Origin of the sequence: Agrobacterium sp. MA01 (genome assembly GCF_009650195.1) — a bacterium.
In the GTDB taxonomy this organism is placed as follows: Bacteria; Pseudomonadota; Alphaproteobacteria; order Rhizobiales; family Rhizobiaceae; genus Allorhizobium.
The window spans coordinates 3107022-3121331 of the sequence record NZ_CP045854.1 but is presented as its reverse complement, the minus strand read 5'-3'; the positions used below and the strand labels follow the sequence as shown (position 1 = coordinate 3121331).

12 protein-coding genes are annotated in these 14310 nt (G+C 62.3%); 3 read left to right on the top strand and 9 right to left on the bottom strand.

All coding sequences use genetic code 11. The features are described 5' to 3' along the window. The first annotated feature begins 2 nt into the window (after positions 1–2). The gene (locus GH983_RS15075) at positions 3–842 is read left to right on the top strand and encodes an amidohydrolase (protein ID WP_069043338.1); all 840 of its coding nucleotides are present in this window, start codon (positions 3–5) and stop codon (positions 840–842) included. Here the strand turns inward: GH983_RS15075 and GH983_RS15070 are convergent. From GH983_RS15070 to GH983_RS15035, 8 genes are all read right to left on the bottom strand, one after another. Further along, a complete protein-coding gene (locus GH983_RS15070) occupies positions 839–1519 on the bottom strand; it encodes a TetR/AcrR family transcriptional regulator (protein WP_153762824.1) in 681 nt (226 codons plus the stop codon). The genes GH983_RS15075 and GH983_RS15070 overlap by 4 nt on opposite strands. Beyond that, a complete protein-coding gene (locus GH983_RS15065) occupies positions 1516–3192 on the bottom strand; it encodes an amidohydrolase (protein ID WP_153762823.1) in 1677 nt (558 codons plus the stop codon). Before GH983_RS15065 ends, GH983_RS15070 begins: the two co-directional genes overlap by 4 nt. 14 nt (positions 3193–3206) lie before the next feature. Then, positions 3207–4877, bottom strand: a complete 1671-nt coding sequence (locus GH983_RS15060; RefSeq protein ID WP_153762822.1) for an amidohydrolase — start codon at positions 4875–4877, stop codon at positions 3207–3209. 17 nt (positions 4878–4894) lie between these two features. Next, positions 4895–6076 (bottom strand): serine hydrolase, encoded by a 1182-nt coding sequence (locus tag GH983_RS15055; protein WP_054148015.1) that lies wholly within the window; start codon positions 6074–6076, stop codon positions 4895–4897. Positions 6077–6146: 70 nt separating this feature from the next. Further along, entirely contained in the window at positions 6147–7181 is a 1035-nt protein-coding gene (locus GH983_RS15050) for an extracellular solute-binding protein (protein WP_069044054.1), read from the bottom strand. Between the two features lie 32 nt (positions 7182–7213). Further along, positions 7214–8023, bottom strand: a complete 810-nt coding sequence (locus GH983_RS15045) for an ABC transporter permease (protein ID WP_153762821.1) — start codon at positions 8021–8023, stop codon at positions 7214–7216. Beyond that, the gene (locus GH983_RS15040; protein ID WP_054147960.1) at positions 8016–8939 is read right to left on the bottom strand and encodes an ABC transporter permease; all 924 of its coding nucleotides are present in this window, start codon (positions 8937–8939) and stop codon (positions 8016–8018) included. The genes GH983_RS15045 and GH983_RS15040 overlap by 8 nt, the downstream gene beginning before the upstream one ends. A 2-nt stretch (positions 8940–8941) precedes the next feature. Next, entirely contained in the window at positions 8942–10042 is a 1101-nt protein-coding gene (locus GH983_RS15035; protein ID WP_153762820.1) for an ABC transporter ATP-binding protein, read from the bottom strand. Between the two features lie 431 nt (positions 10043–10473). Between GH983_RS15035 and GH983_RS15030 the strand changes: the two genes are divergently transcribed. Further along, a complete protein-coding gene (locus GH983_RS15030) occupies positions 10474–11913 on the top strand; it encodes an amidase (protein ID WP_153762819.1) in 1440 nt (479 codons plus the stop codon). Positions 11914–12032: 119 nt separating this feature from the next. Then, complete coding sequence (locus tag GH983_RS15025) at positions 12033–13085, top strand: dipeptidase (protein ID WP_069043345.1); 1053 nt, start codon at positions 12033–12035, stop codon at positions 13083–13085. 18 nt (positions 13086–13103) lie between these two features. Here GH983_RS15025 and GH983_RS15020 read toward each other — a convergent pair whose 3' ends face one another. After that, positions 13104–14297, bottom strand: coding sequence for an alpha-D-ribose 1-methylphosphonate 5-triphosphate diphosphatase (locus GH983_RS15020; RefSeq protein ID WP_069044055.1), 1194 nt, complete (start codon positions 14295–14297; stop codon positions 13104–13106). Positions 14298–14310: the final 13 nt, after the last annotated feature.

Below are 14310 nucleotides of genomic sequence, written 5' to 3'. Positions count from 1 at the left end.
ACATGATCATCGATACCCATCTGCACCTCATCTACCGCGACAAGCTCAGCTATCTCTGGCTGAAGGATGTCGCCGCGCTCGATGCCGATTTCACCTGGGAGACCTATGCGCGGGAGGCGAAGAGGCTCGGGATTTCCTCGGTGCTGCATATGGAGGTGGATGTCGCGCCCGAGGACATCCCCGGTGAAACGGCCATGGTCCAGGAGTTGTCGCAGGCACCGGATAGCTTCATCCAGGGTGTGATCGCCTCCTGCCGCCCGGAAGATCCAGGATTTGCCGCTTATCTGGAAGCCCAGGTTGCAAATCCCTTCGTCAAAGGCTTCCGTCGCGTGCTGCATGTCGTGCCGGACGATGTGTCGGAGGGCGCACTGTTTCGGGAGAATGTGAAGCGGCTCTCAGGCACGGGTCTCACCTTCGATCTCTGCATGCTGCCGCATCAGATCGACAAGGCGAAGGCCTTGGTCGACCTTGCGCCCGATGTCACTTTCATCCTCGACCATTGCGGTGTGCCCGATATCAAGGGGCATGGCTACGAGACCTGGAAAGCGGGGATCACCGACATTGCCAAGCGCGAGAATGTCCGCGTGAAGATCTCCGGCATCCCGGCCTATGGCGATCTGGAGAATTGGACGCTGGAGGATCTCAAGCCCTATTTCGATCACACGATCGCATGCTTCGGTTTCGATCGCGCGATATGGGGCTCGGACTGGCCGGTCTGCACGCTCGGAGGCGGGCTCTCGACCTGGGTCGCGACGACGCAAGCGCTGCTGCATGGTTGCACAGGGCAAGAGAAGGACAAGCTCTTCTCCGGCAATGCTCGAGGCATCTGGGGGCTTGCCTAACGGGCCTTGCCTCGCTCGGCCATGAGGCGGCGGAGATATCCGCGCATGGCAATGATGAGCGCCTCGATGTCGTCGTTCGAAGCCGTGAGATCCTGCAGGGCGTAGCTCTGGAGGATGATCCCGTCGATGCTGATCAGCATCTGACGGGCGACGGCGCGGCCGATGCGGCGCAGTTCCTCGTCGCTGTCATCCTCGAAAACGAGATGGCCGTAGAAATCGATATAGGCATTGTATTGCCGCGTCGCGAGCCATTCGGAGCCTTTGGTCCGCAGGGCATAAAGTGTCAGCTCCGTCTGGGCGATCTGCTTGTTGCGGGTGCGCTGGATGTAGCGCCAGCTTGCCCGGATCAGTGCCTCCACCCGGTCCTCTGGCGCCTCCGGCAGGGCAACGTCCTGGCGATACGCTACTTCCATATCGGCAATCAGATCTTCCAGTACGGCGAGCAGCAGACTTTCCTTGCTGTCGAAATAGTAGTGCAGGGTGGCGAGCTTGACGCCCGCAGAGGCGGCGATGCGGCGTGTGGTCAACGCCTCCATGCCGCCCTCTTCGAGCGCTTCGCGGGCACCCTTGATGATGCGGACGCGGGTTTCGAGGCCTTTGCGGGTCGCGCCCGGCGGGCGCCCGCGTGTCGATCCGCCGGTCGATCTGTTGGTGGACGCTTCCGCGACCTCGCTCATCGGCTCCCTCCGCCTTCGAAGGTGACGCGGCCGTCGCAGATCGTGAGAACAGGGGAAAGCGAGGCGATGTTGTCCGGTGACGTCGCCTCGATATCGCCGGAGAGGACGACGACATCCGCAAGGTAGCCGGGCTTCAACACGCCCTTGCGGTCTTCCATGTATTCGACCCAGGCGCTGGTGCGAGTATAGGCGGCAAGCGTCTCGTGCAGGCCAAGACGATGGTCCGGCATGTCGTCTGCCCAGGGCTTTCGGGTCAGGGCATCGCCGATGCAGCTGAGCGGCGGCAGTGGCGAGACTGGCCAGTCGGTCGCAAAGACGATTGTCGCGCCGGCATCAACCAGTGTTTTCCAGGCAAAGGCGTAAGGCCAGCGCTCGCGGCCGATATAGGTCAGATAGGGTTCAAGCGGCAGCCCCGCGGAGCCCGGCGGATGGGTTGGCTGCATCGAGGCGATGGTGCCCGTTTCGGCAAAGCGCTTGATGTCGTCGGGATGAACCACCTCGATATGTTCGATGCGGTTGCGCATGTCCTTTCGGCCATTGGCGTTGATCGAGGCCTCGTAGCCGTCGAGCACCAAACGCACCGCGCCGTCACCGATCGCGTGGACTGCGACCGACAGACCGAGGCGGTTTGCTTCGATCGCGACCGCGTTGAATGCTTCGCCTGAGAACAGCGGCTCGCCCTTCCAGCCGTGCTTGTGGGCGTAGTCGTCGACGAAGACGGCCGTCTCGCCCTCGGTCACACCGTCCATGAACAGCTTGACGAAATTGCAGCGCAGCTTGTCTGTGTCGAAGCGGGTCCTCCAGGTGGCGGCCTTCTCTTCTAGGTCGGAGAGCGGCATGAAGTTCTTCATGTGGAAGGGCATGCGTATGCGCACCGGAAGACTATCGGTCCTCTCGATCTCTTCCAGTATTTCCAGCTGATAGAGATTGCCGTCCATATTCTGGAACGAAGTAATGCCGAGCGAGGCGCAATAGGCGAGGCCCTTCTTCAGGACCGCGATGTCTGCAGCGCGCTCTTCCGGAGTGACATGCTCTGGATCACCGCCGGTGCCGACGCCGAGACCTTCGCGACCGCCGGTCACGCTCATCGACGCGACAGGGCGGATGGCGTTGCTTTCGCGCAGCTCGCCATTGGCGAGACCGTCCTCGCCCATGACGATCTCGTTGCCGACGCCGACATCTCGGCCATGGAGGATACCGGCCTTCTCCAATGCCATCGTGTTGGCCCAGGCCGTATGCCGGTCGGGCGCGACCATCATGAAGGGGCGGTCTGCGATGATACGGTCGAGATGGTGCCGGGTGACGCGCTCGGTTTCCGAGAGGATGGTGTAGTCTGCCGTCTGGGCGACGAGCAGCGGCAGATCCGGGTTGGCGGCGGCGTAGTCCTTAACGGCTTTCGAAAGGGCATCGAAGCCCTTCACGCCGAAGAGCGACAGTTCGCCGAGCGCGACCGAGCCGCCGAAGATATGCATATGGGCTTCGTTGAAACCCGGAAGCACCGTGGCACCACCTGCATCCACCAGGCGTGTCTTTGATCCCGCGAGCGCCAGGATCTCGGCATTGCCGCCTAAGGCCATGATGCGGTTTCCGGTGAGCGCGATCGCTTCTGCGTGCGGATGCGCGTCATCCATGGTCAGGATGCGGGCATTGTGAATGACGAGATCGGCGCTCATGGGACGGTCTTTCTTCAAGCCTGGAAGGTGATGTGGCCGTCGCAGATGGTGACGGCGGGGCGGACGGTGTCCATGATCGCTTCGGGTGACACGGCTTCGATGTCTTTGGTGAGGACCACAACATCGGCGAGATAGCCTGCTTTCAGCATTCCCTTGCGATCTTCCATGAATTCCACCCAGGCGCCGATCGAAGTGTAGGCTTCGAGTGCTTCCATCAGCGAGAAGCGCTGATCTTTCAGACCCTCCTTCCAGGGTTTGCGGGTCAAAGCATCCTGGATGCACTGGAATGGTGAAACCGGAGAAACCGGCCAGTCCGAGGCAAAGACGACAGGGGCGCCGGCTTCTTTCATCGTCCGCCATGCATAGGCCTGGTCCCAGCGATCCTCGCCGATCTTGGCCGTTGTCGGTTCTGCCGGGAAGCATGTGCCACCCGGGTAATGCACCGGCTGCATGGAGGCGACGATGCCAAGGGTGGCAAAGCGCGGGATGTCGTCCGGATGGATGATCTCGATATGCTCGATGCGGTGTCGGTTGCCGCGTGGGCCGTTCGCCTTCACAGCTGCCTCGTAGCCGTCGAGCGTCTGGCGGATCGCGGCACTGCCGATCGCGTGCACTGCAACCTGGAGGCCGAGCGCATCGGCCTTGGTGGCGATCGCATCGAAGGCTGCCGGCGTGAAGAGCGGCTCATAGGTATAGCCCGGCCGGTCGCCGTAACCGTCGAGCATATAGGCCGTCTGGCTGTCCAGTACGCCGTCCATGAATACCTTGACGAAATCGCCGCGCAGCATGTCGGTGGCGAATTCCTTCTTCCATGCGGCTGCCTTGTCGAGGTCCTCAAGCGCCATGAAGTTCTTCATGTGGTAGGGGATGCGAATGCGGCACGAGAGTTCGCCTGAAAGCTCCAGATCGCGCATCAGGCGCAGCTGGTAATGATTGCCGTCGAAATTCTGGATCGAGGTAACGCCCCATGAGGCGCAGTAGTCGAGGCCGGCCTTCAGGATGGCGCGGTCGAGGGCGAACTGTTCCGGCGTGACATTTTCCGGGTCCATACCGGTGACCATGCCGAGTTCTTCGCGCCCCCCCGTTGAAGCGAGCGCGGAGACTGGGCCGAAGGCATTGCCCTCGCGCAGCTCGCCATTGGCCAGCCCGTCGGGCCCCATGACGATCTCGTTGCCGATGCCGACATCCTTGCCCTGCAGAATGCCCGCCTTCTCCAGTGCTGCCGTGTTGGCCCAGGCGGTGTGATGGTCGGGCGCGAACATCATGAAGGGGCGGTCGGGCAGGATCGCATCCAGGTGGTGGCGGGTGCAGGGTTCGGTCAGCGAGATGATCGAATAATCGGCGGAAAAGCCCATCAGCAGAGGCTCATCCGGGTTTTTCTCTGCATAGTCGAGGATGGCTGCCTTGAGCGCCTCGAAGCCCTGGACCCCATGCAGGTTCAGCTGGCGCAGCGACACGGAGCCGGGGAAGATGTGCATATGGGCTTCGTTGAAGCCCGGCATGATGGTCGCGCCTTTGGCGTCGATGGTCTGCGTCTCGGGTCCTGCCAGCGCCTCGATCTCTGATCGCGTGCCGACTGCGAGGATCCGGTTGCCGGCGAGCGCGACCGCTTCGGCGCGGGGGGCTGCCGGATCCATGGTGAGAACCAGGCCGTTGGTAATGATGATGTCTGCGGTGGTTGCCATCTCAGGCTCCTCTGAAGTCATGCGGTCCACGTGCTGAGCGCGCGGAAGAAGGCGAAGTTGTCGTGTTTCAGCTCGTCATCCAGCGGGTTGGGCTGCGAGGAGAGTTTGACGATAGTGGTCTCAGTTGATGGGTCGACGTAAAGCCACTGGCCATGAATGCCGATGGCGCAGAAGGCACCGTCCGGTTCTCCGGACTGGTACCACTGGCTGCGATAACGACCCTTGGGGAAGAAGTTGGATTTGCCGTCGACCCAGGCCTGGTGATCGCCTGCCGTCAGCATGTCGGTGAGCCAGGCTTCGGGGATGAGGCGCTTTCCGTCGACCATGCCGCCGTTGCGCAGCATTTCGCCGACGCGGGAGAGATCGCGGGCGGTGACCGAGATGCCGCCGGCGGCCCGTGCCGTGCCTTCGACATCGACAGTGACGCTGGCATGGTTCTTCGCGCCGAGCGGCTTCCAGAGGCGCGTCGACAGGACATCGGCGTAGCGTTCGCCGGTTGCGCGCTCAATCAGGATGCCGAGCAGGTCGGAGTTCGGCGACGCATAGAAATGCGCGCCGCCATGCGGATGGGCATCCTTCTTCAGCGTGAGTAGGAAGGCCAGCAAGGTTTCATCCGGCTGTGATGGATCGGCCGGGTTCCAGAGCGTGGCGCGGCGGTAGCGGGCATAGGCGCCGTCGGTGTTCAGATAGGCCTCGTCGAAGGCGAGGCTGACGCGCATGTCGAGCACTTCACGGATGCTGCAGTCGCCATAGGCGGAGCCAGCTGCTTCGGGCAGGAGGCTGGTGACGGGCGCATCGGGGTCCATGAGCCCGTCGGCTTCCAGCGAGGCGATGACAAGTGCGGTCAGCGACTTGCTGATCGAAAACACAATATGGCGCTGGTCGATGCCGGCATGCGGGGCATAGTGTTCGGCGACGATCGTGCCCGCCTTCATCAGCACGAAGGCGTCGGTATGGGCATAGTCGAGATAAGCGCGGACGTCCGGCTGCCCGGCCAGTCCCTGCGGCAGCGCCAGCGACAGAAGACCGGACGCAACGGGTTCGCCTTCACTCACCTCGGCCCTTGCCGCGATCATGGCGCTCGGCACCACTTCCTCGGCATGGCCAAAGCTGAAGCGGCTAAACGGGGTCGCGCGCCAGTTGGCAAGCGTCACGTTCCGTCTTTCAAAACCATAGGCCTTGGCAAACTGCGTCGTCATCAGGGCATGCTCCTCCTGCGGGAGGGCAATCAAGCCCTCCCGTATCCGTCTTTTCATTTGTGGTTCAGCGTTACTTCTGCACTTCGGTCCAGATCCGGGTGTAAAGCTGCTGCACGTCGGGTTCGCAGCTCAGCAGGAACTCGCCGGCACTCTCCAGTTCAGCGGGGATCACCAGTTCCGGTGCGCCCTGCATGTCCTTATCCATGAATGCTTCCGAACCCGTGATGCCGTTGGCATACTTGGCAAAGTTCGACAGCATAGCGGCGTTTTCCGGAGCCATGATGAAGTTCATGAAGGCCTTGGCGTTGTCGACGTTCTTGGCATCCTTCAGGATGACGACGCTGTCCATGAAGACCGGGTAACCTTCCTTCGGATAGCCGAACTTGACGTCCGGGTTCTGCAGGCGGGAGCGCATGATGGCGCCGTTCCAGTAGTAGACGCCGGCATAGTCGCCGGTCGGCAGCTTGTCGGTGACGCTGTAGTCCATGGCGAGCCACTTGGTCTTGGCTTCCACCAGCTTGTCGCGCACTTTCTTCAGAACTTCCTTGTCAGTGGTGCACCAGTCGCCGTCAAAATACTTGATTGTCGCGAAGAGGACGTCGTTCATTTCGGGCGTGACGTTGAGCTTGCCGACCAGCTCTTCCGGCGGGTCGAGGAAGATCGCCGAGGTGTTGATGTCGCCATTGTAGAACTTGGTGTTGACGCCGATGCCGGTCACACCCCACTGCCACGGAACCGAGTAACGACGGCCCGGATCCCACTCGACATCGGCCCAGCGCGGATCGACGTTCTTGAAGTTCTCCATTTGGTCCGGACGAGCCTCGAGCAGCAGGCCCTCGTTGATCCAGATCGGCATGTAATTGGCCGAGGGCACGACGATGTCGAAGCCATGGCCGCCGGCGCGGACCTTGGCGAGCGCCGTGTCATTCGAGTCATAGTCGGTGATCGTCACCTTGACGTCGAACTGCTCCTCGAACTTCTTGATCAGCTCCGGGCTGGTATAGTCGCCCCAGTTGTAGATGTTGAGCTCGCCGGCGGCCGAGGCCGCGCCTGCGAAACTCAGCACCGAGATGGCGGCAATCGCCGTGGTCGTCATCCATTTCATTGTCATTCTCCGTTCCTCTCTGTTGGTTGCTTTTATGCTTGCGGCTTGCGCCGGTTGATGAAGAAGAAGATCACGATCAGCACCGTTGAGGCGGCGAGGAAAATCGTCGCAATCGCGTTGATTTCCGGCGTCGTCTCACGGCGGATCTGGCCGAGCATGTAGGTGGGTAGCGTGTCCTGCCCGCCGGATTTGACGAATTCGGTGATGACGACGTCATCCAGCGAAATCACGAAGGCGAGCATGAAGCCGGCGATGATGGCAGGCCTCAGCAGCGGAAATGTCACGAAGCGGAAGGCCTGCCAGGGCGTGGCATAGAGATCGGCGGCGGCCCGCTCCAGCGTCAGATCCATGCTTTCCAGCCGTGCCCGGATGGGCAGATAGGCGAAGGGTATGCAGAAGGCCGTATGCGCCAGGATCAGGTAGCCGAGGCCGGAATAGCCGGTCCACACCTTGATGCGCGAAAAGACGATCAGAAGCGCCACGGCCGTAACAATTTCCGGGATCATCAGTGGCTGGTTGATAACAGCGTATTTCGCCGTCAGGCCGCGATAGGGCTCGGTGCGGGTGGTGGCGAGGGCTGCCATGGTTGCGGCGATCGTCGCCAGTCCCGCGGCCCAGAGCGCGATGATGACCGAGCGCATTGCAGCGGCCTGCACCGTGCTGTTCTCCAGCGCCGAGGCGAACCAGCGCAGAGAAAATCCGCCCCATGATGAGAGCGAGTCGCTGGCGTTGAAGGAATAGGCGACCAGCGTCGCGATCGGCAAATAGAGCGCGAAGAAGGTAAAGAGCGCAATCGTGCCAAAGCCGGGTTGCGAGCGGATATCGAAGCGACGTTCAGCCATGACGCACCCCCGACTTTGCCGCGTTGCGGACATAGAAGAGCAGGGCGATCATCACGAGCGCCATGAGCGTGATCGACATGGCAGCGCCCAGCGGCCAGTTGCGGCCGGCACCGAACTGCAGCTCGATCAGGTTGCCCAGCATCAGGTTCTTGCCACCGCCGAGCACGCGCGGAATGACATAGGCCCCGAGCGAGGGAATGAAGACCAGGATGGAGCCGGCAATCAGGCCGGGCTTCACCAGCGGAATGACAATGCGCCAGAGCACCTGCAGACGGTTGGCGTAGAGGTCGTATCCGGCCTCGACCAGCCGGAAATCCAGCTTCTCGATCGAGGCATAAAGCGGCAGCACCATCAGCGGCAGATAGACATAGGTCATGCCGAGCAGGGTGGCGGTGTCGGTGTAGATGATCTGCAGCGGCGTATCGATGATGCCGAGCCAGATCAGCAGGTTGTTGAGAATGCCCTCGTTGCGGATGACCTGCTGCATGGCGAAGGTGCGGATCAGGAGGTTGGTCCAGAAGGGAATGGTGATCAGGAAGACCCAGATCTCGCGGGTCCGGGCTGGCCGCGTCGCGATGAAATAGGCGGTCGGGAAGCCCAGGATCAGGGTGAAGAGCGTCGTGTAGAGCGAGAGCTTGATGGAGCGCCAGAAGATCGCGAGGTGCGCGTCGGCGATGCCCAGCGTGTCGTCGAAGATATCGCGCTGCATGAAGACCGAGGTCCAGCCTTCGAGCGAAAAGACGCCGAATTTCACATCGCCGTAGTCGCCCTTTTCGAGGAAGGAATAGAGCACCATCACCAGCAGCGGGCCGAGGGCTGCGACGAAGATGATGACAAGCGCCGGGAGGCTCAGGAACCAGCGGTTTCGGATGTCGCGCGATTTGGCATTTTCAGGGGCCGTCTTGATCGCGCTCATGGTCAATCCCTCAGGATTTGCGCGACATCATGGCTGACCATGATGCCGACATGTTGGCCCTCGACCAGCCCGCAACTGCCGCTGCGGCTGTTTTGCTGGCGAACCGTGAAGAGCGAGCCACCTTCGAGGCGCACATTGATGTTGGTGTCCGTTCCCAGATAGACGACGCTTTCGATCGAACCCTGCAGGGTCGCCTCATCTGTCGCGTCGACGATGGCGGCGTGTTCGGGTCGGATGACGATCGTCACCTTGCCTGTCGGCGTTGTGTTTTCCGGGAAGGTCGCAGGGATCTCGCGACCGGAGCGCAGCCTGACGCTTGCCCGGTCGCCCTGGACCGAGGCGACTTCAACCTCAAGGAAGTTTGTCTCGCCGATGAAGTCGGCGACGAAGCGTTCGGCGGGGCGATCATAGATGTCCCAGGGCGAGCCGACCTGGCGCAGGCTCCCCATCGACATGACCGCGATGCGGTCCGACATGGTGAGCGCTTCTTCCTGGTCGTGGGTGACGAAGATGAAGGTGATGCCGGTTTCGGCCTGCACGCGCTTCAGCTCGATCTGCATTTCCTTGCGCAGCTTGTAGTCCAGCGCCGACAGGGGCTCGTCAAGCAACAGGACCTTCGGCTTCGGAGCGAGCGCCCGGGCAAGTGCCACGCGCTGCTGCTGGCCGCCGGAGATCTGGCTGACCTGCCGGTCGCGCATCTGGGTCATGTGGACCAGTTCCAGCATCTCGTCGACGCGCGCCTTGATCTCGGCTGCCGGCTTGCCGAGCATCTTCAGGCCGAAGCCGATGTTTTCGGCGACGGTCATATGCGGGAAGAGGGCGTAGGACTGGAAGACCGTATTGACCGGTCGACGGAAGGGCGGCAGTGGCGCGATGTCTTCGCCATGGAGCAGGATTTCGCCCGTTGTCGGGAAATCGAAGCCGGCGATCAGCCGCAGAAGCGTGGTCTTGCCGCAGCCGGATGGGCCCAGCAGCGTGAAGAACTCGTTTTCCCTGATTTTGAGGAAGATCCCGTCGAGGGCGGTGACCTTGTCGGGTCCGGTTCCGTAGATGCGGCTGACGCCGCGGATTTCGATAGCTGCCTTGTCAGATGCGGAACTCAAGCCGTGCCCCCTGGCGTTCGGGTTATGCGCGTAGTGCTTTGTTCGACCCTGTGCCCGGCGATCGCAGGTGGCAGGGTGGCGCAGAGGGTATCACGCAAGTCACGTGCCAGCTTCTGGGCATGCTGATCTCTCCCCTTATGGCTTGGTCCAGACCGCTGCCGCTTACGTGCAATACGCCGGATTTCGCCTGATTTCGTCGATGTTCCCGTGTTTCGGAAAAGCAGTTCGACGAGGCCTGCTTCTTCCTCTTTTGTGGCATGTTGCCTCTAATTTGGTCGTTTGACCATTTTTATTTTGGGCAGCTTGAAAGTTTTCCCGATGCGCATGGCTGGCCTGCGTCGGGCGCTCGGCCCGGCGCTTGACAGTGTCGTGTCGGGAAGCCCATCGTCTCTTTCTGCCCGACCAGAGAGCCCATTTGAACGGAGCCCCGCGTGTCCGACCTGACGTCCCTGTCCCTTGCCGACCTCCGGAAAACCCTCGATGCCGGAGGTCTCTCGGCCGAGGAGGTGATGGAAGCCTATCTCGAGCGGATCGAGAGGCTCAATCCTCAGATCAATGCGCTTGTCAGTCTTCGTTCGCGCGAGGCGCTACGTGCCGAGGCCCGGGCGAAGGATGCCGAGCACAAGCATGGCAGATCCCTCGGGGTCCTGCATGGCGTGCCCGTTGCCATCAAGGATCTTAGCGAGGCGAAGGGCATTCTCTGTACCTATGGCTCGCCGCTCTTCCACGATTATGTGCCCGATTTCGACGACATCCAGGTGGAGCGCATCCGGTCCGCCGGGGCGATAATCATTGGCAAGACCAACACGCCGGAATGGGGCTTCGGCTCGCATAGCTACAATCCGGTCTTCGGCGTGACGCGGAACCCTTGGGATGTCAGCCGCTCTGCCGGCGGCTCCAGCGGCGGGGCAGGCGCCGCGCTCGCTGCACGCCTCGTGCCGGTCGCGGATGGCAGCGACATGATGGGCTCTCTGCGCAATCCAGCCGCCTTCAACAATGTCGTCGGCTTCCGCCCGAGCTTCGGGCGCATCCCCACGCTTCCCGGGCGCGATGCCTATCTCAATCAGCTTGCGACTCTGGGGCCGATGGGCCGCTCTGTCCAGGACGTTGTGACGCTTCTCAACGTGCAATCCGGTTTTGATGCGCGCGATCCGTCTTCTTTCGAGAGCCCGCCGATTTCCCTCGATCCGACGATCCCTGGAAAGGGCGGTCGCATCGGCTGGCTCGGGAACTTCGGTGGACATCTCTCCTTCGAAGCCGGCGTGCTCGAGCTGAACGAAAAAGCGCTCGGTGTCTTCGAACGGTTGGGGTTTGCGGTCGAGCCGATGAAGGTCCACTTCGATATGAACAGGCTCTGGTGGGCCTGGACGACGTTGCGCAGCTACTTCACTGCCGGCAGCATGCGGGACTTCTACGAGGATCCCGGTCGACGCGGGTCGCTGAAGCCGGAGATCCTCTACGAGGTTCGCTCCGGGGTGCGCATCCAGGCGGCAGACGTCTACGAGGCTTCGGCGGTCCGGACGGCCTGGTATCAGGCTGTCATGAAAGCCTTCGAGACCTACGACTACCTGATCGCACCCGCTGCACAGGTCTTTCCCTTCGATGCCGACATTCCCTGGCCGCGCGAAATCGCTGGCAAGCACATGGACACCTATCATCGCTGGATGGAGGTCGTTATTGGCCCCAGCATGGCCGGGCTTCCGGTTGCTGCATTGCCCGCCGGTTTCTCCGCGACTGGCCTGCCCAATGGCTTCCAGCTGATCGGGCGACCGAGGGCGGATCAGGCGGTGCTGTCCGTTGCCTCAGCTTATGAGGCGGCGACCGACTGGCTCGCGCGTGTGCCGCCGCTTGTTTCCGGGACCGCGGGATAAATCGCCGTGCCGCTTGAAGCGCGACATGATTTGGTCCAACGATTCCGAAACAGTCGCAGTGTTTGACCTCTTTCCCCGCCCGGGTTTTCTGCCTGGACGCTACTTCTGGATCCTTCTTCATGAACCTAGTTTTTGACGGCCACAACGATGTTCTCCTGCGTCTCTGGCGCAGTCGCAGCGAGGGCCGCAATCCGGTCGCAGAATTCCGCAACGGCACGAGCGCCGGGCATATCGATGCACCGCGCGCGCGGAAGGGCGGGCTCGCCGGCGGCCTCTGCGCCATCTACATCCCGTCGCCGCATGACTTCAATCTGCGCGAACCGGATGCAAACGGGCATTATTCCACGCCACTCGATCCGCCGCTCGATCGGGCCTCGTCCCTCGACATCGCGCTGCAGATGGCGGCAATTGCCCATCGGCTCGATCAGGACGGCAGCTGGCGGTTGTGCCGGACGACGGCCGAAATCCGCCAGGCCATGGCGGACAACGTCTTTGCCGCTGTCCTGCACATGGAGGGCTGTGAGGCGATCGATGCGGATCTCGAGACGCTCGAAGTCTTCTATGCCGCGGGGCTTCGTTCGCTTGGACCGGTCTGGAGCCGCCACAACATCTTCGGGCACGGCGTGCCCTTTGCCTATCCGAGTTCGCCCGATACCGGACCCGGCCTGACCCGCGCTGGTGAAGATCTGATCCGGGCCTGCAACCGGCTCGGCATCCTGATCGATCTCGCCCATATCACCGAGAAGGGTTTCTGGGATGTCGAGCGTTTGAGTGATCAGCCGTTGATCGCCAGCCATTCCAATGTCCATGCGTTGACGCCCGTTGCCCGCAACCTGACGGACCGGCAGATGGATGCGATCAAGGCAAGCCACGGGCTCGTCGGTCTCAACTATGCCGTCACCATGCTCCGGCCTGATGGCCGCGACGATGCGGAGACCTCGCTTGCGACCATGGTCAGCCATATCGACTATCTCGTCGACCGCATGGGGATCGACTGCGTGGCGCTGGGGTCCGATTTCGACGGCGCGACGATCCCGAATGTGATCGGCGACGCTACCGGCAACCAGCGGCTCGTGACGGCGCTTAAGGAGCGCGGCTACGGTCCTTCAGACCTAGACAAGATCTGCCGAGAGAACTGGCTTCGGGTGCTGGCATCTGCCTGGCACGAGTAAGCCAGGTCGTTTCCCTGGTCAGGCGACCCGGTTGCCGGAGCGCCAGGCCGACTTGACGAAGGGCTGCCCGTCCTGCAGGTCGACGCGGATCAGATCGGCCTTCAGCCCGGTTTCGATCGCGCCGCGATCGGGGAGGTTGCCGGCGAGCGCCGGGCTGCGCGTCACCATGGCAACGGCGCTCGGCAGGTCGTAGTCGAGGCCGGGATCAGCCGAAATCATGAAGGCGGCGTCGAGCATCGAGCGCGGCACATAATCCGAGGCGAGGATGTCGACAAGCCGCGCCGCGAGCAGGTCGCGGACCGCTACATTGCCCGACTGCGAGCCGCCGCGCACGAGGTTCGGAGCGCCAGCTACGATCATCATGCCGGCGGACCGTGCCGCTTCGGCCGCTTCCATCGAGCAGGGGAATTCGGAGATCGACACGCCCTCGGCGATGCCCTCCTCGATATGCGCCACATCGGTGTCGTCATGGCTCATCAGCGGCATGGCGCGCGACCGGGCTAGCGCGACAACCTCTGGACGGGTGCTCGCGGCAAACTGGCTTTTCTCGGCAACGAGCACCTTGATCTTCTCGCGCACCAGTTCCGGGCTCTCGCCTGTTGATTTGCAGGCTCGGTGGACATAGGCCTCGATGTCACGGCTCTGGCGAATTCCGGGCAGGTGTTCCATCACCGAGATGACGCGCACGATCTCGCGGTCGATATGCTCGGCCGTCAGTTGCGGGGTGACCAGGTCTGTCAGTTCGCAGCGCAGGTGCACCAGGTGTTCGGCCCTGAACATGCCTGAGTTTTGCGCCTGCTCCAGCGCCTCGATCATCGGCTTCAGGATTTCGGCCCGCTCCGGATTGTCGGTGGTCGCCCCGACGCAAAGGCTGTCGAAGACGGTCGTCACGCCGCCGCCGATAATCTGGGCGTCGTGGGCGAGCGCTGCGCGCATGAAATCCCAGCGCACATGGGCGCGGGGATAGAGGTGCTTCTCGAAATGGTCGGTGTGGATGTCGACAAGGCCGGGCAGGAGATAGTCGCCGGCGAAGTCGAGCGCATCGGTATGGCGCGACGGTCCCTCATGGATTTCGACAATCAGGCCGTTTTCGATGACCACCGAACCATGCAGCACATGGCTTGGGGTCACAACGCGGGCATTGGAGAGGATCAGGGCCTCGCCGCGGGCCGCTTCATGGGCTTCACCCGTCGCATCCGTCTGTCGCAGCATGAGCGTCATCTCC

Excerpts from the sequence above, each read along its gene's own strand:
- GH983_RS15075 (WP_069043338.1), top strand. The coding sequence starts at position 3 with ATGATCATCGATACCCATCTGCACCTCATCTACCGCGACAAGCTCAGC.
- GH983_RS15070 (WP_153762824.1), bottom strand. The coding sequence starts at position 1,519 with ATGAGCGAGGTCGCGGAAGCGTCCACCAACAGATCGACCGGCGGATCG.
- GH983_RS15065 (WP_153762823.1), bottom strand. The coding sequence starts at position 3,192 with ATGAGCGCCGATCTCGTCATTCACAATGCCCGCATCCTGACCATGGAT.
- GH983_RS15060 (WP_153762822.1), bottom strand. The coding sequence starts at position 4,877 with ATGGCAACCACCGCAGACATCATCATTACCAACGGCCTGGTTCTCACC.
- GH983_RS15055 (WP_054148015.1), bottom strand. The coding sequence starts at position 6,076 with ATGACGACGCAGTTTGCCAAGGCCTATGGTTTTGAAAGACGGAACGTG.
- GH983_RS15050 (WP_069044054.1), bottom strand. The coding sequence starts at position 7,181 with ATGAAATGGATGACGACCACGGCGATTGCCGCCATCTCGGTGCTGAGT.
- GH983_RS15045 (WP_153762821.1), bottom strand. The coding sequence starts at position 8,023 with ATGGCTGAACGTCGCTTCGATATCCGCTCGCAACCCGGCTTTGGCACG.
- GH983_RS15040 (WP_054147960.1), bottom strand. The coding sequence starts at position 8,939 with ATGAGCGCGATCAAGACGGCCCCTGAAAATGCCAAATCGCGCGACATC.
- GH983_RS15025 (WP_069043345.1), top strand. The coding sequence starts at position 12,033 with ATGAACCTAGTTTTTGACGGCCACAACGATGTTCTCCTGCGTCTCTGG.
- GH983_RS15020 (WP_069044055.1), bottom strand. The coding sequence starts at position 14,297 with ATGCTGCGACAGACGGATGCGACGGGTGAAGCCCATGAAGCGGCCCGC.